The organism is Kitasatospora sp. NPDC088346, assembly GCF_044740765.1.
Lineage (GTDB): Bacteria > Actinomycetota > Actinomycetes > Streptomycetales > Streptomycetaceae > Kitasatospora.
Genome location: NZ_JBIURH010000050.1, coordinates 34,441 through 50,437 on the forward strand (window position 1 = coordinate 34,441; position 15,997 = coordinate 50,437).

10 protein-coding genes and 1 pseudogene are annotated in these 15,997 nt (G+C 76.3%); 5 read left to right on the plus strand and 6 right to left on the minus strand.

Features of this window, described 5'->3' with window-relative positions:
- Nucleotides 1–59: 59 nt before the first annotated feature.
- The 4 genes from ACIOFR_RS35500 to ACIOFR_RS35515 all read right to left on the minus strand — a co-directional run bounded on the left by ACIOFR_RS35500 (nucleotide 60) and on the right by ACIOFR_RS35515 (nucleotide 5,228).
- A complete protein-coding gene (locus ACIOFR_RS35500; protein ID WP_401003868.1) occupies nucleotides 60–1,328 on the minus strand; it encodes a PrsW family intramembrane metalloprotease in 1,269 nt (422 codons plus the stop codon).
- Between the two features lie 181 nt (nucleotides 1,329–1,509).
- Nucleotides 1,510–2,382 carry a tRNA (guanosine(46)-N7)-methyltransferase TrmB gene (gene trmB / locus ACIOFR_RS35505; protein ID WP_401003870.1) on the minus strand — a complete coding sequence of 291 codons (873 nt, stop codon included), beginning with the start codon at nucleotides 2,380–2,382 and terminating at the stop codon, nucleotides 1,510–1,512.
- A 97-nt stretch (nucleotides 2,383–2,479) separates the two neighbouring features.
- A complete protein-coding gene (gene lhgO / locus ACIOFR_RS35510; protein ID WP_401003872.1) occupies nucleotides 2,480–3,715 on the minus strand; it encodes an L-2-hydroxyglutarate oxidase in 1,236 nt (411 codons plus the stop codon).
- 91 nt (nucleotides 3,716–3,806) lie between these two features.
- On the minus strand, nucleotides 3,807–5,228 hold the full coding sequence (locus ACIOFR_RS35515) for an MFS transporter (RefSeq protein ID WP_401003874.1): 1,422 nt from the start codon (nucleotides 5,226–5,228) through the stop codon (nucleotides 3,807–3,809).
- 682 nt (nucleotides 5,229–5,910) lie between these two features.
- Between ACIOFR_RS35515 and ACIOFR_RS35520 the strand changes: the two genes are divergently transcribed.
- The 3 genes from ACIOFR_RS35520 to ACIOFR_RS35530 all read left to right on the plus strand — a co-directional run bounded on the left by ACIOFR_RS35520 (nucleotide 5,911) and on the right by ACIOFR_RS35530 (nucleotide 9,424).
- A complete protein-coding gene (locus tag ACIOFR_RS35520; protein ID WP_401003876.1) occupies nucleotides 5,911–8,046 on the plus strand; it encodes an asparagine synthase-related protein in 2,136 nt (711 codons plus the stop codon).
- A gap of 76 nt (nucleotides 8,047–8,122) precedes the next feature.
- A complete protein-coding gene (locus ACIOFR_RS35525) occupies nucleotides 8,123–8,617 on the plus strand; it encodes a universal stress protein (protein ID WP_401003878.1) in 495 nt (164 codons plus the stop codon).
- 99 nt (nucleotides 8,618–8,716) lie between these two features.
- Nucleotides 8,717–9,424 carry a DsbA family oxidoreductase gene (locus ACIOFR_RS35530; protein ID WP_401003879.1) on the plus strand — a complete coding sequence of 236 codons (708 nt, stop codon included), beginning with the start codon at nucleotides 8,717–8,719 and terminating at the stop codon, nucleotides 9,422–9,424.
- 60 nt (nucleotides 9,425–9,484) lie between these two features.
- Here the strand turns inward: ACIOFR_RS35530 and ACIOFR_RS35535 are convergent, their stop codons facing one another.
- Both ACIOFR_RS35535 and ACIOFR_RS35540 read right to left on the minus strand, forming a co-directional pair.
- Nucleotides 9,485–11,521, minus strand: coding sequence for a sigma-70 family RNA polymerase sigma factor (locus ACIOFR_RS35535; RefSeq protein WP_401003880.1), 2,037 nt, complete (start codon nucleotides 11,519–11,521; stop codon nucleotides 9,485–9,487).
- Nucleotides 11,522–11,742: 221 nt separating this feature from the next.
- Nucleotides 11,743–12,606, minus strand: a complete 864-nt coding sequence (locus ACIOFR_RS35540; RefSeq protein ID WP_401003882.1) for a TetR/AcrR family transcriptional regulator — start codon at nucleotides 12,604–12,606, stop codon at nucleotides 11,743–11,745.
- A 369-nt stretch (nucleotides 12,607–12,975) separates the two neighbouring features.
- Here ACIOFR_RS35540 and ACIOFR_RS35545 point away from each other — a divergent pair, with 369 nt between their 5' ends.
- Together ACIOFR_RS35545 and ACIOFR_RS35550 are read left to right on the plus strand one after the other, a co-directional pair.
- Entirely contained in the window at nucleotides 12,976–14,331 is a 1,356-nt protein-coding gene (locus tag ACIOFR_RS35545) for an NAD(P)/FAD-dependent oxidoreductase (protein ID WP_401003886.1), read from the plus strand.
- A gap of 163 nt (nucleotides 14,332–14,494) precedes the next feature.
- Nucleotides 14,495–15,730, plus strand: a pseudogene (locus ACIOFR_RS35550) (PP2C family protein-serine/threonine phosphatase); the annotation flags it as partial.
- Nucleotides 15,731–15,997 lie beyond the last annotated feature (267 nt).

The following is a 15,997-nucleotide window of genomic DNA, read 5'->3' on the forward strand; positions in this document are numbered from 1 at the left end:
GCCCAGCGAGCTACCGAGCTGCTCCACCCCGCGTCGGTGAACCCCACAGTACGGGACCGTCATGCGGAAGGGAAATCGGATTCCCGCCTGGGCGCCGCCGCGGTGCGGACCGGCTGCCGGGAGGCTCTGGTCCTGGCCCAGACCGCGAAGCAGACCAGGGCGGCGAAGCAGGGCACCATCACCAGGGCGTAGACCAGCAGGAAGCCGTCGGTGCCGAGCCCGGCCGCCGCGTTCCAGCTGCCGTGCAGGGTGATCGCCAGCAGCAGCCCGCCCGGTGCGGCCAGCCGGGCCGGCCAGCGGCGGGCGGTGGTCAGGGCGATCGCGATGCCGAGGCCGGTGAGCGCGGTGAACAGCGGGTGGGCGAACGGCGAGAGCATCCCGCGCAGGACGAAGGTGTGCACGGTGCCGTCGAAGTCCCGCAGGCTCGGGGGCTCGCCGAGACCGATCGAGTCCAGCCGGGCCTGCTGGTCGTCGGTGAAGGCCCGCCCCAGGTACAGGGCGTTCTCGGTGAAGGCGAAGCCGCAGGCGGTGATCGAGCCGAGCACGGTGCCGGCGGCCAGCGTGCGCGGGCTGGAGCGGGCCCGTCGCCCGGGCGGGGCCGGGCGGAAGTACGGGAGCGGGCGCAACCGGGCCCGGGCCGGCCGGGGCGGCGCGGGGGGCACCGGGGGCGGCGGTGAGCCGTCCGGGCGGATCGCGGACAGCTGGCGGGTGAGCAGCGCGCAGGTGCGCTCCGTACGGCAGCGCAGCCTGCGGTGGAAGGGCAGCAGGAGCAGCAGCAGGGCGGCGGCCTTGGCGCTCTCCTCGATCAGCGGGGTGACGAACTCGGCGACGAGCGTCTCGCCGCGGGCCGTGCCCTGGTGGGCGATGAGGAAGTCGCTGGCCCAGCCGTTGGCCATGATGGCGACGGTGGTGGCCGCGCAGGCCCCCCAGGCGAGGCAGAACAGGATGTGCCGCATCGGGACCCGGGCGGTGCGGTTGAGCCAGGCCAGGGAGCCGAGCACGAAGGGCAGCGGCAGTATCGCCAGGGCGAGGCCGACCAGCAGCCCGGTGGTGCCGGTCTGCCGCTGGACGAGGTGCAGGATCAGCACGCCGGAGCCGGCCAGCGCGCCGGCGGCGAGGGCCGAGGAGAGCGCCGGACGGCGCAGCGAGGTCAGGCGGTGCAGCAGCCGTCCGGCCTGCGGGGGCAGCGCTACGGTGGCCCGCCGCACCCGCGGCCCCGGGATCCGCCGGGTGCCGGTGGTGTGCGTGGGCCGGTCGGCGGCGGCGGTGGCGCCCGCAGCGGACGGGGGGACCGTTGCGGGTGCGCTCGCCCCGGGCGGGCAGCTCACGCCGAAAAGCGTAGGGGACCTCGTCGGCCGAACGGGAGAGTGCGGGACAAGCCACGCCAATCCGCCTACCTGTGGTAACGGTGTGCGGGTGTGATGCGTGTGGCCCGCGTGGCCGCCGGGGCCGGTCCGTCCGGGCCCACCGCCGGGCGCAGACCTGGGCCCACCGGCGGTCCCGGCGGGCTCAGCGGCGGCGGAACAGCAGGTCGTGCACCACGTGTCCCTTGGCGAGTCCGGCCCGCTCGAACTTGGTCATCGGCCGCCAGTCCGGGCGCGGCGCGTAGCCGGGGATGCTGCCGGCCGGGTGCTCGGCGGGCTCCAGCCAGCCGGTGCCGTCGCCCTCGGGGTGCAGGTTCTCCAGCTCGGGCGAGGCGGTGAGCACGCGGAGCATCTGCTCGGCGTACTCCTCCCAGTCGGTGGCGCAGTGCACCAGCGCGCCGGGTGCCAGCCGCGGCAGGACCAGCTCCAGGAAGGACTCCTGGATCAGGCGCCGCTTGTGGTGCTTGGGCTTGGGCCACGGGTCGGGGAAGTAGACCCGCAGGCCGGCCAGCGAGGCGTCGGGCAGCATGTCGCGGAGCAGGATGACGGCGTCGCCGGCGGCCAGCCGGACGTTGCGGGAGTCGTCGCGCTCCAGGAACTGCAGCAGGTTGCCGTGGCCGGGGGTGTGCACGTCGGCGGCGAGGATGCCGGTGGACGGGTCGGCGGCGGCCATGGCGGCGGTGGTGTCACCCATGCCGAAGCCGATCTCCAGGGTGACCGGGCGGCCCTCGAACAGCTCGGCGAGGTCCAGCGGGGTGCCGTCGATCGCCAGGCCGTACTGCTCCCAGCCGCGGTCCAGCGCACCGGCCTGGGCCTTGGTCATCCGCCCGCGGCGCGGCTGGAAGCTGCGGATGCGGTGCTCGCGGTGCTGCTCCTCGGTGGCCTTGTGCGGGTACATCGGCGCCGGGTAGCCCGCGGGGGCGGCGGAGAGCCGGGCCGAGGGGCGCAGCTCGGTCGCGGGCTCGGCGGTCGCGGGCTCGGCGGTCTCGGTCAGCTGGGGGGAGGCGGTGGCAGTCACAATCGGCCAAGTCTAAGGGGGCTCGCGCGGGGCCGGGGCGGCGCGTGACGCATTCCTCACCTCCGCCGGTCCGGGCCCGCGGCGGGCCCGCGTGCGGTCAGCCGCCGGCCTCCAGGGCGGCCAGCGCCCGGCGGGCCACCTCGCGGCCGATCGCCGGCGAGGCGGTGGCGGCGGGGGAGGGGGCGTTGAGGACGTGCACCGTGCGGCGGGCGGAGGCGGGGTCGGCGGGGTCGAAGCCGGCGAACGCGAAGTCGTCCAGCAGCGAGCCGTCCCGGGCCACGGCCTGGGCCCGGACGCCCGCGGTGGCCGGGACCAGGTCGGCGGCGGTGACGGCGGGCAGCAGCCGCTGCACGGCGGTGGTGAAGGCGCGCTTGGACAGCGAGCGGTGCAGCTCGCCGATCTCGTAGCGCCAGTGGCGCCGGGCGATCTGCCAGGTGCCGGGGAAGGCGGCGGTCTCGGCCAGGTCGCGGACCTTGAGGGTGCGCCAGTCGTACCCCTCGCGGGCCAGCGCGGGGACGGCGTTGGGGCCGACGTGGACGTCGCCGTGGACGCCCCGGGTGAGGTGGACGCCGAGGAACGGGAAGGCCGGGTCGGGCACCGGGTAGACCAGGCCGCGGACCAGTGCCCGGCGGGCTTCGGTCAGTTCGTAGTACTCGCCGCGGAACGGGACGATGCGCACCCCGGGGTCGTCGCCGGCGAGCCGGGCGATCCGGTCGCTGTGCAGGCCGGCGCAGTTCACCAGGACGCCGCAGCGCAGTTCGCCGGTGGAGGTCTGCACGGTCACCCCGTCGGGGCGGCGGGCCACCGCGCGCAGTTCGGTGCCGGTGCGCAGTTCGGCGCCCTTCTCCTCGGCGAGGCGGGCGTAGCTGCGGGCCACGGCGGGGAAGTCGCAGATGCCGGTGGTGCCGATGTGCAGGCCGGCGGTGCCGGTGACCTCGGGCTCGTGCTCGCGGATGCCGTCCGGTCCGAGTTCGGTGACCGGGATGCCGTTCTCCCGGCCGCGCTCGGCCAGGGCGGCGAGCCGGGGCAGTTCGGCGGCGTCGGTGGCGACGATCAGCTTGCCGGTCACCCGGTGCGGGATGCCGTGCTCGCGGCAGAACTCGACCATCTCGGCGGCGCCGCCGGTCGCGTACCGGGCCTTGAGCGAGCCGGGGCGGTAGTAGACCCCGCTGTGGATCACGCCGCTGTTGCGGCCGGTCTGGTGGGCGGCGAAGTCCGGCTCCTTCTCCAGCAGCGCCACCGTCAGTCCGGGCCTGGCCCGGGTCAGCGCGTACGCCGTGGACAGCCCGACGATCCCGCCGCCCACCACCAGCACATCGACGTCGTATCCCACCGCAGTCCCTTCCGCAGGCTCCCCGCAGCGATGCTTTCACGGCGGGGAGCCGGGGGTGGGGGTTTCCGGCCGGGACATTCCGGCGCCGGGATCACCCCGAGGCGGTCAGCACCAGCCGGGCCCGCTCCGCCAGCTCCCGTACCCGGCGCTCGTCCTGGTACGGCTCCAGCAGGCGCAGCATCTCCAGCACGTACTCGCGGCTGCGGTGCGAGGAGATCCGGCCGGCCACCTCCACGGCCCGCTCGCCGGCGGCGACTGCGGCCTCCAGGTCGCCCGCCTCGGCCTCGGCCATCGCGGAGACGAACAGCCGCAGCCCGTGGGAGCGGACGTACCCCTCGGTCGGCCGGGCGAGCGCCTCCCGGGTGAAGTGCCGCACCTTGGCGGGGACCCCGAGGTCGCGGAAGCACTCCGCCGCGTCGGCGGCCAGCCGGTCGTAGGCGTAGAAGTCGATCCAGGTCGGGTCCGGGTCCCCGGGCCGGGATCGGTCGAGGGCGATCTCGGCGGCCGCCAGCGCCGCGGAGCAGGCCGCCGCCGAGCCCGCTCTCGCGTGCGCCCGGGCCTCGACCAGGTGGAAGAAGCTCATCGTCCGCGCGGTCGCCAGGCCCCGGTTGCGTTCCAGCGCGGCCTGCGCCAGGTCGATCGCCTCGTCGGGGAAGTTGCGGTAGGCCGCCTGGAGGCTCATCGAGGCCAGCACGTACCCGCCCAGCGGTACGTCACCGGCGGCCCTGGCCAGTCGCAGGGCCTGGATGTAGTAGCGCTGGGCGGCCTCGTGCTGGCCGGTGTCGAAGGCCATCCACCCGGCCAGCCGGGTGAGTTCGGCCGTCGCGCCGAACAGTGCCCGGCCGACCGCGTCGCTGTAGGAGGCCAGCAGCAGCGGGGCCGCCTCCACCCGCAGGCACTCCGGGACCATGGACGAACGCCAGTCCCCGCCACCGTACTTGGAGTCCCAGCGGCGGGCCTCCTGGGCCGCCTCCCGGAGCTTGGCCGCGTCCGCGTGCCCGACCCGGTAGCCGGAGAGGTCCGGTACGGGCGTCTCGCGGGCCACCGAGCCGTCCGCCGGGGTGATCAGCCAGCGGGAGACCGGGGTGGCGTACGCCGACACCGAGAACGTCCCGGCCAGGCTGTCGCTCCAGCGCCCGCCGCCCGGGCCGCGCCGCAGGTCCAGGTCGACCCGCCACAGCTCGGTCGCCGAGCGCACGGCCTCCGGCACCTCGCGGGGGAACTCCAGGCCCAGCTCCGGGGTCGGGTGCGAGTCGGCCAGGCCGATCTCCTCCAGCGGCACCGGCCGGCCCAGCTTGTTGCCCAGGGCGGTGGCGATCAGGTGGGGCACCGGGCGCTGCGGCACCATGCCCTTGGTCACCCACCGGGCCACCGAGGTCTTGTCGTAGCGGAGTGTCAGTCCGCGTTGTGCGCCCAGGTCGTTGACCCGGCGGGCGAGGCCGGCGTTGCTGATCTGGGCGAGCGACAGGAGTGCACCGAGCCGTTCGTTCGGCCCTCGTGAGCTGACGGTCATGGTGGCGGTGGCACCCCCGGGCGACGTCGTGCGCGGATGGCGGGCGAGCGGCAGCGCGGCGTCGGCCCGTTGTGCGGGTGTCCGCTCCCGTACTGCTGCACCTAGCGTAGTCGTCCGGGTTCCGAGGGTTAAGAGGCTGCATTCCGGATGGCGGGATCGCGCGCCCGCGCGACCGGTGGGGAGCCGGCGGTGGGAGGGGCCCGTGCGCCCCGGCGGGTCGAGTGCGGAGGGTCGTGCTCCGGTCGTGTGCCGATGTGCGCCACTCGTGCTCCCTGGCTCACAGGGGCAGGTCGGCGATTCGCTGGAGGCCGTGGAAGCGGCCCGTCGCCGAGGACCCGGCGGGCCGGGGGAAACCGCTGCCTACGTCCCCGCGGGCAGTGGTGGGTCCGGGAGGGCATGCGGATGCCCTCCCGGGCTGTGCGGCGCCTTTCGGCCATCCGGCGATGTCCATGCCACGGGCCGCCGGGCGGCCCTTCCCGTGCCGCGCAGGGGCGGCCCGGGCCACGGAGGGGGAGGTCCGGACCGCCCGCGGCGTCCCGGCCGTGGCGCTCACGCCCCTACCCCGCCGAAATCACCTCCGCAACACGGGTCACCGCCGGCCCGTCCGGTGGCACGATGTCTCCTGACGGCGCGTCGACCCGCACCACGCACGCGCCCGATCCCCTCGGCAGGCGGAGGCGCGATGCGGTGGCTCACCGGCTGGAGTGGTTCCCCCGGCACCGGGAACCCGGCCCTGGCCGAGGTGCGACCACTCGCCGGCACCGCGCTCTGGACCGGCCCCAACCCGCTCTGGGCGGTGGGCGACTGGCGTCCGGACGAGATCCGCCTGGCCACCCTGCGCCCGGGCGCCCCGGCCACCGTCCGGACCGGACCGCAGCCGGAGGACCCCGCCGACCCGGACTCCCCGGCCACCCTGCGGCTCGCCGTGGTCGGCCACTGCGGCGCCTCCGACGCCGAGATCGCCGCCGGTCTCGCCGCCGCCCGCGGCGGGGCCGTCCGCCACCTCACCAGCTGGCCCGGCAGCTACACCGTGGTGCTGCGCGCGGGCGTGCGCAGCACCGTCCTGCTCACCGACCTGGCCGGCCTGCAACAGGTCTTCCACACCCCCTGGTGCGGCGGCACCGCGTACGCCACCGCCGCCCTGCCGCTCGCCGACCTGGTCGCCGCCCCGCTCGACCCGGAGCACCTCGCCGCCGTGCTGGCCGTCCCCGAGGCCGCCGAGGTGCTGGGCACCGGCACGCCGTACGCGGGCGTCCACCGGGTGCCGGCCGGGCACACCCTCGGCATCCGCAGCGGCCGCCCGTACACCGCCGGGTACGAGCCGGAGACCGGCGGCGGCCGCTGGACGCGGGACGAGGCGCCCGCCGTCCGTGAGCTCACCCGGGCCCTGCTGGAGGCCGTCCGCTGCCGGGTGCGGACGGCCGCCCCGGCCGGGCCGGGCAGCCCTCCGGAGCGGCCCAGGCTCGGCGTCGACCTCTCGTACGGCACCGCCTCGGCCACCGTCGCCCTGCTCGCCGCCGCGGTGCCGATCGGGCCCGCCGCCGCGGCCGCCGCGCCCCGTGCGGCGGCCGCGGCGGTCAGGTCCGGCGCCGTGAAGGGCTCCTGGGCCCGCGGACCGGCCCCGCAGGACGGCACGGCCGCCCCGGAGACCCTCGCCGCCGTCACCCTCGGCGAGAGCGAGCGGCCCGCCCTCGCCGTCGACGCCCCGAGGCTCCGGCACGTCGTGCTGCCCCCGGCCCTCCCGTACGCCGAGCTGGCCGAACCGCCGGCCGAGGCCCCGGCCGGGCCGCTCACCGACGAACCCGGCCCGGCGCTGCTCGCCGCCGGCGCCGTCGGCAGCCGCTTCCGCGCCGGCGGGACGGACCACCTGACCGGCTACGGCGCCCGGCACGTGCTGGACGGCCACCCCGCCCGCCTCGCGGACCTGATCCGGCTCGGCCGCCCCCGCGAGCTGCTCGCCCCGGTCGCCGCCCTCGCCGGCGCGGACCGGGCCACCGCCGGCGCGCTCACCGGGGCCGTCCGGACGCCGGTCACGGTGCTGCGGGCGGCCCACCGGCTGGCCCGGGCCGGCTACGCCGACGCCCTGGACGACCTGGCCGTCTCGCTGACCCTGCGGCAGGTCCCCGAACCGGGCCCGACCGCGGGCGCCGGCTCGGCCGCCGCCCTGGCCTGGGCGGTGCCCGGCCCGGCCGCCCGCTGGCTCTCCGACCACGCGCTCGCCTCGGTCGCCCAGCGGCTGCGGATCGCCGCCCGCGGCGGCGCCCCCACCGAGCTCCCGGGCGCCCGCCGGGCCAGGCTCGCGCTGCACCGGCACGCCGCCGGCTACCGCACCCTGGTCCAGGCCGCGGAGCAGCACGGTCAGCGCCTGCACGCGCCGTTCCTGGACAACCAGGTGGTCCGGGCCGCCCGGCTGCTGCCCGACGAGGTCCGGCTGCAACCCGGTGCCCGGCACGCACTGCTGCACGCCGTCCTGACCGGTGCCGGCCGCACCGACCTGCCCGCGGACTGGGGCCGCGGCCCCCGCCCCGACCGGGCCGCCCCGGCCCGGCGGGGCCTGCGGCTGGCCGCCGACGGCCTGGCCGAGCTCTTCGAGCGGCCCCTGCTCGGCGAGGCCGGCCTGATCGACCCGGCCGCCGTCCGGGAGTCGCTGGGCCGGGCCGCCGCGCCCGACGCCGACCTGCCGCCGGGCACCCTGGCCGGCCTGGCCGACCTCATCGCAGCCGAACTGTGGCTGCGCCGGGTGGCCGCGCGCCGGCACGGCTCCTGCTGGACCGGTCTGCCGCCGGCCGAGCGGCGCGCGCTGGCCAGCCCGGCCTGATCCGGGCGCGTCCTGCGGCCGCGGGCCGGACCGATCGGTGATCCTGGCCTGATGGTCCGTCACCCGGGAGGCCGCCGTGCGTGAACCGTTCCCCGTGCTCGGCGAGCCGCCCGCGCCCGGACGCCCGGGCATCCTGGCCGCCTGCGACGGCTCGGACGGCTCGCTCTGGGCCCTCGACCGGGCGATGACCGAGGCGGAGCTGTTCCGGCTGCCGCTGTACGTCCTCGCGGTGGTCAACCCGTCCCCGACCGGCTACCCGCCGGGGATGGAGGACCTGGTGCACGAGAGCGTCGAGCGGCTGACCGAGAGCATGGCGGACGGGCTGCGCCGGGCCGTCGGCACCGTCCAGTCCGCGCGCGAGCGCCCGTACGGCGGTGAGCTGTCGCTGCACGTGGTGCTCGGCAACGTGGTGGAGGTGGTGCTGGCCTGCACCGCCGGGCAGCACACCGTGGTGCTGGGCACCCGGGGCAACGGCGGCTTCACCCGGCTGCTGCTCGGCTCGGTCGGCACGGCGGCGGTGCACCACGCGGCCTGCCCGGTCCTGGTCGTCCCGGCGCCGCCGGCGGGCTGACCTCCGGGGGGGGGGATCCGGGGGGAATGGGGAATGCGACCAGGTGGTTGAGCGTTCATCTTCCCGTTCAGCCCCACACCGACAGGAGCCCGTCCCCCGATGAAGGTCGAAATCTACAGCGACATCGCCTGCCCCTGGTGCTACCTCGGAAAGCGCCGGTTCGAGCAGGCGCTGGACCGCTTCCCGGGGAAGGCCGACGTCGAGGTGGTCTACCGGCCGTACCAGCTGGTGCCGGACGCCCCCGCGAGCGCGAGCCCGCACCGGGCGTGGCTCGCCGAGCGCTACGGCCCGCAGTCGGTCGCGATGGACGCCCGGGTCACCGAGCTCGGCCTGGCCGAGGGCGTCGCCTTCGACTTCGACACCGCGCTGCACGTCAACACCTTCCTCGGCCACCGGCTGCTGCACCTCGCCGAGACGGAGTACGGCGCCGCCGCGCAGTCCCGGCTCAAGGAACTGCTGCTCAAGGCGCACTTCAGCGACGGCGTCGACGTCGGCGACCGCGCCGAGCTCACCGAGCTGGCCGTCGCGGCCGGTCTGGACCGCGACCGGGCCGCCGGCTACCTGGCGGGCGAGGAGGGCACGGCCGAGGTCCGCGCCCGGCTGGCCGAGGCCCGCGAGCTCGGCATCAGCGCCGTGCCCACCTTCGTCTTCGAAGGCAGGTGGGCGGTCCAGGGCGGGCAGGAGGCCGACACCTTCCTGCGGGTCCTGGAGCAGGTCGCCGCGGACACCGCCGAGGACACCGCTGCGCCCGCCGAGCAGCCCGGCCACCGGGACGGCGCCTGCACGGACGGGGCCTGCGCGGTCTGACCCGACGTCCGCCGGCCCGGTCGCGCCCACGGGCAGGTGCGACCGGGCCCGTGCCCGGCCCTACGTACAGGTGAAACGGGCGTCGGCCCAGTCCGCCACGTTGACCAGCGACCAGCTGCCGAGGGCCGGGGTGACGACCAGCCGGACCGAGGTCTGCCCGTCCAGGGCGACCCGCACGGGCACCGGCCGGTCCCACGGGCCGACCCGCGGCGAGCGCCACAGCGTGCGGCCGTCGCCGCCCTCGACGCTGAACACCACCGAGCTCCCGCCCGCGCCCAGGTCGTCCAGCCCCGCCACCGCCTCGAACGACGAGCAGGAGCGGTTGAGCTCCACCGTCACCCGTGACGGCACGCCCACCGACAGCGCGTGCCGGTGCAGCACCCCGCGCATCCGGACCGCCGGGCGCTGCACCACCGGGTCGCCCCTGCGGATCACCGGCCCGGCCGGCCGGTCGCGGCGCACGCCGCCGAACGGCAGCTGGTCCACCCAGAAGTCGGTCGGTGCTGGCGGCGGCGGGGTGACGGGCGGCGTCGGCTCCACCGGCGGTACCGTTGGGGACGGCGTCGGGGACGGCGTCACCACCGGCGGCACCGGCACGGGAGACGGCGAGGACGCGGAAGGCAGCGGCGGAGCCGGGGACGGCGTCGCCGCCACCCTCGGCCGCACCGCGGGCACCGGGACGGCGCTCGCCTGCGGTACCGGGGACGCGCTCGGCTCCGGCGACGGCGACGGCGACGGCGTCGGAGCGGGCTCGGGCGTGGGCTCCGGCGCGGCCGGCGGCGGCAGCGCGGGGGAGGAGGCCACCGCGGCCGCGACCGGCGGCCGCGGATCGGGCCCGGTCACCAGGGCGTAGGCCGCCACCGCCGCGGCGGCCATCGCCACGCCCGCCGCGATACCGGCCTTGGCCACCGCCCCGAGACCCTCGCCCGCCACCACCCCGGCCAACGACCCGGACGACGACCCGGTGGCCCCCGCCGCGCCCGCGGCGGCGGCCGCGCCGCCACCGACCCCGGCCGTCTGCGCCCCCGCGGCGGCCCCCGCCGCCACCGCGCCGCCGATCGCCGCGCCCGCGCCGACCGCGGCCGCCGCCACCGTGAAGTACCCGCCACCGACCCACAGCAGCACACCACCGGGCAGCACCGCCCGCAGGCTGTGGTTGATGTCCGACAGCTCCAGGTACGCCGCCGTGCAGCGGCCGCACTCCTGGATGTGCCGGCCCACCTCGCCCGAGGCCCGCTTGCGCAGCGACCCGCGTGCGTACGAACCCAGCCGGGTGGCGTACGCCGCGCAGCCGGACTCCTGGCTGCCCGACACGTGCGCCTGGAGGAAGGCGGCGGCCAGCCGGTCCCGCGCCCGGTGCGCCTGGACGGCGGTGGCGTTGGCGGTCTTCCCGATCAGGACGGCCACCGTCTTCGGCGACTCCCGCTCGACCTCGGTGTGCCAGAGCACCAGCCGGTCGTCCTCGGGAAGTTCGACGAAGGCCTGCATCACCATCCGCTGGTCCGCGAACGCCATCGCCCAGGCGTCCGCACCGGGGTCGGCCAGGTCGAACTCCACGGCCGCGGCCGAGGTCTGCGCGAACGCGCTGAAGTCGTCGACCAGTTGCTCGCGCCGCTCGGAGCGGGTCCAGGCCGCGGCCACGTTGCGGACGGCCGTCAACAGGTAGGCGCGGACGGCGAACTCCGGCCCCTTGCCCGCCTTCAGGGCCTGCAGCGTCCGGGCGAACACCTCGCCGGCGAGGTCCTCGGCGGTGAAGCTGTCGCGGCAGCAGGTCCGCGCGTAGCGGCGGACGGAGTCGGCGTGCCGCCGGTAGATCTCCTCGTACGCCAGGTCGTCCCCGGCCCGCACCCGGGCGGTCAACTCGGCGTCGGAGGGCGGGCGCTCACCGTCCACCGGGTCGGCCGGCGCGGGCACCACGGCCCGCGCCGGCGGCACCCCGGTGACGAAGGCCTCCGGGGTGACACCGCCCCGGCCGGCCGGGGCCTGGCCCGGCACCCGGCCGGCCAGCGACTCCCTTGCGGGCGCCCCGGCCTGGTCGGGAACCTGTCCCGGCACGCCGGGGCCGAAGCCGTGCTGGTTCTGATCGTCAGCGCTCAACGCATCCCCCGTGTGCCGAACCGGGGCGGCCGGAGTCGGGCTTGTGCGGACCTGGTCCGAGTGCGGGGCAGCCCACCGAGCGGAACGGCACGCAACGGGACAATGGCTCCAACCACGGGCAAAGAATGGCATAGCGCAGTGGCCATCGGTAGTTGGGCCGGGCGTCACCCACTCTTCCGGGCAGTGCGGCGACGGGCCGTTCGGGCGCAGACCGCTGCGCCTCAGCGCGCTCTCAGGCCCTGCAGCAGGATCTGCAACAGACGGTCCGCCGGGGCGTCGTCGGGTTGACCGGCCGCGGTCCGGACCGGCACCGCGTGCGCCGGGACGGCGGCCGTCAGCACCAGCACCACGTCCGAGACCGTCACCCCCGGCCGCAGCTCGCCCGCCGCACCGGCCCGCGCCACCAGCGCGGCCAGCAGGTGCAGCAGCAGCCGCGGATCGGCGTCCGGCGCCGCCTCCTCGGCGGCCGACCCGGCCGGCAGTACCCCGGCCGGCAGCACCCCGGGCTCGGCGCCGAGGGCGCCGGCGAACTCGCCGCCGAGCGCGACCGCCGACCGGCCCTCGAACGCGGCGTCCAGCGACCGGCGCTGCTCGGGCACCCGGCCGATGTCCTCCGCGTACCGGAAGGACTCCGGCGGCAGCAGCCGCCCGGCCCCGGACTCGACGGCCCGGGCCAGGAAGCCCGCCAGCGCGTCCCAGGGCCGCGCGTCGCCGTACAGCGACTCCCGGGCCTGCGCGGTCAGCCAGCCGACCTCCTCGGCGGCGATCCGCTGGACCAGCACCTCCTTGCTCGGGAAGCGCCGGTAGACCGTGCCCACCCCGACCCCGGCCCGCCGCGCCACCTCCTCCATCGGCGCGTCGTAGCCGAGCTCGCCGAACACCTGGCGGGCGGCCCGCAGCACGCTCTCCAGGTTCCGCCGGGCGTCCACCCGCAGCCGGGACGCGGCCCCGCGCCCGCCGTGCGGCTCGGCCGAGGGCGTGTACTCCCCGAGCCGCTCGGGCCCGGCGGGGCCACGCTGCTCGGGCACCGCGCGCCGGCCGACCGGCGGCAGCGTCCGCCCCGCCATCCGTTCCTGATCAGTCATCCCAACCCTCCCCCGCAGGCGCCCCTCCCGGGCACCTGTTGCGGACTGCGCACCCCCCGGTGCTCGCACCGACGCCCGCGTCGCCCGCCCGATGTCTGCGCACTGCCCTGCCCCGGTCGAGCCCCGTGCAGTCCGGGGCCGGACCGGGTGGTCCCGGGCAGACCGAACCAATCGTTGGTCCAGTGCACAATCCGACCATAGTTCAAGGAAGTTCGGGGCAGAAGTGGCCGAAACTCGGCCACCACCGGAAACCTGGCGCCTTTCCGGCACATCAGTCCCACCCGATCCGGTCGGCACTGTGGACAAGAGGGCCCTCCGCAGGGCGTCATATGGGGACGTGAACCGGATCACAGCGGCCGGAGGTGCCCCATCAGGATCCTGATCATCGGTGGCGGATGTGCCGGGCTGACCGTCGGACTCCGGCTCCAGCAGACGCTCCGCGCCCGGCTGCGGTCCGGCGAGGACGAGATCACCGTGGTCGAACCACAGCCCTACCTCACCTACCACCCGCTGCTCGCCGAGGTGGCGGCCGGCACCATCGACCCCCGGCACGTGGTCGTCCCGCTGCGCCGTACCCTGTCCGGCTGCCGCGTGCTCACCGCCCGGGTGACCCGGGTCGACCACGCCGGACGACGGGTGCGGATCGACGCCGCGCCGCCGGGCGAGCAGGGCCTGCTGACCGAACTTCCCTACGACCTGCTGGTGATGGCCCCCGGCTCGGTCTCCCGGACGGCCCCCGTCCCCGGCCTGGCCGAGCACGGGCTGGGCTTCGCGTCCGTCGGCGAGGCCGTCGGCCTGCGCAACCACGTGCTGGAGCAGCTCGACCTCGCCTCCACCACCCGCGACCCCGAACTCCGCCAGGCCGCCCTCACCTTCGTCTTCGTGGGAGCCGGCTACGCGGGGGTCGGGGCGCTCGCCGAGCTCGAGGACATGGCCAGGTACGCGACCAAGGGCTACCACAACCTCGACGCAGAGGACCTGCGCTGGGTGCTGGTCGAGGCCACCGACCGGATCCTTCCGGAGGAGTCCGCAGAACTGGCCGCTCACACCCTCGCCGAGCTGCGTGAACGCAGCATCGACGTCCGGCTGGGGACGACCCTGGAATCCGCCGCGGACCGGCTGATGGTCCTCTCCGACGGCAGCCGGTTCGCCGCCCGCACACTGGTCTGGACAGCGGGCATCCGCCCGGCGCCGCTGCTGAACGCGACCGATCTGCCGCTGGTCGGAAACGGCCGGATCCGGTGCCTGCCCACCCTCCAGGTGTCGACGCCCGACGGCCGTCCGCTGCCGGACGCCTGGTCCGCCGGTGACTGCGCCGCCGTCCCCGACCCGGCCGCGGACGGCTCCCCGTGCGCACCGAACGCCCAGCACGCGCTGGCCCAGGCCGAGCTGCTGGCGGCCAACGTCCTGGCCGCCCTCGACGGCCGGCCGCTGCGCGACTACCGGCCGGAGCGCCAGGTCTGCTCCACCTCGCTGGGCGTGGGCCGGGCGGTCGCCCACACCGGGCGCGGCCCCCTCACCGGCCGCCGCGCCTGGTGGCTGCACCGCGCCCGCCACCTGCGGCGGATGCCCAGCACCGAGCGGCGGGTGCGGATCCTGACCGACTGGCTGCTGGCCGGACTCTTCCGCCGCGAGGTGGTCTCGCTGGGGTCCGTGGAGCACCCCCGCGCCGAGTTCGAGGCGGGCTTCGCCGACGACCGCCCCGGCCCGCGAGGGGGACGGTGAACGCGCCGCGATGACGGTACGACTTCCGAAACCACGACCTGGCCTGAAAGGATCTGCCCAACCGGGTCATCACGACCTGTACCCGGACGTGCGCAAGAAGTGATGATCTGAAGAATGCCCCCCGAGTGAAGACCTGCACCCGAACCGAGGAAGCGGCCGACGTTTGAACCTCATGCGCTGGAGCGCCCGGCTCACCGGAGCCCCGCGGCGTGCCGTTCCCCCGAGCCCCGCCGACGAGCCGGTCACCGTCCCCGGCCCGCGGGATCCGGCCGTCCCGCCGGGCCTCCTCGACACCCGCGCCCTCGACAACCTCTACGACCTGCGGGACGTCCTGCGCCGGCTGCCCGCCCCCGTCGCGGTCACCTACGGTTCCCAGCACCAGCTCGGCTACGCCAACCGCGCCTACCGGGAGCTCTTCGGGGCCCGCACCAACGGACCGCCGGCCGCCGAGGCGCTCCCGGAGCTCGCGGCCCTCGGCGTCCTGCCCCTGCTCGACCAGGTCCTGCGCAGCGGACGCCCGCGCAGCGTGAAGTCCCGGGCGATCCTCAGCCTGGGCGGCAACCGCTACTACAACATCTCCTGCGTCCCGCTCGGCGCGCAGGAGGACGGCGCCACCCCCGTCGGCGTCCTGATCTTCGCCGCCGAGGTCACCGACCAGGTCCAGGCCGCCCTGCGGGTGCGCGAGGCCGAACGCCGCCAGCGCCAGGCCGCCGTCACCCTCCAGCGCAGCCTGCTCCCGCAGAAGCTGGAACAGCCCGCCGACCTCCGGGTCGCCGCCACCTACCAGCCCGGCGGAGCCGACGCGGCGGTCGGCGGCGACTGGTACGACGTCATCGGCCTCGGCGGCGGCCGCACCGCGATGGTGATCGGCGACGTGATGGGCCGCGGCATGCGCGCCGCCGCCGTGATGGGACAGCTGCGCACCGCCGTCCGCGCCTACGCCCGCCTCGACCTCCCGCCGCACGAGGTGATGAGCCTGCTCGACGGCCTCGCCATGGAGATCGACGCCAACCAGATCGCGACCTGCGCCTACGCCGTCTGGGACCCGGACACCAGCAGCCTCACCTACGCGTCGGCCGGCCACCTGCCCTTCCTGCTGCGCTGCCCCGAGGGCACCGTCCTGCAGAGCGAGGAGCTGAACGGCCCGCCCCTGGGCACCGGCAGCGGCACCCACGTCTCGCACACCCTCCGCCTGCTTCCCGGCACCACCGGCGTCCTCTACACCGACGGCCTGGTCGAGCGCCGGGAGGAGGACATCGACAACGGCATCGACCTGCTGTCCCGCGCCCTGAGCGGTGCGGCCGGCACCCCCGACGTCATCTGCGCCCGCCTGCTGCGGGCCATGGGGGTCACCGCCGAGCACGACGACGACGTCGCGGTCCTGGCCTTCCAGCTGCCACTTGACTCTCCCGCTGTGGATGCCTAAAGTTCTTCGAGCTGCCCGTCTCTGGGAGCACCGGACACGTGTTCTGCGCGGACGGTCCCGAGGCAGCCAATCCCTTGAACCACACTTCTCGTCCCACTGGGCCGCGCTCTGTCGCGTCCCGGTGCGAATTGCTGTGCGCGTTTATATGGATTGCGGTCGGATTCGCTTTTCGGAGTGGCTCTCGGCTAGAGTTCGGAACGTCGGACAGGCCGTCAGGTCGGGCCGGCGGAAGGCGAATCG

Excerpts from the sequence above, each read along its gene's own strand:
- ACIOFR_RS35515 (WP_401003874.1), bottom strand. The coding sequence starts at position 5,228 with ATGACCGTCAGCTCACGAGGGCCGAACGAACGGCTCGGTGCACTCCTG.
- ACIOFR_RS35520 (WP_401003876.1), top strand. The coding sequence starts at position 5,911 with ATGCGGTGGCTCACCGGCTGGAGTGGTTCCCCCGGCACCGGGAACCCG.
- ACIOFR_RS35530 (WP_401003879.1), top strand. The coding sequence starts at position 8,717 with ATGAAGGTCGAAATCTACAGCGACATCGCCTGCCCCTGGTGCTACCTC.
- ACIOFR_RS35540 (WP_401003882.1), bottom strand. The coding sequence starts at position 12,606 with ATGACTGATCAGGAACGGATGGCGGGGCGGACGCTGCCGCCGGTCGGC.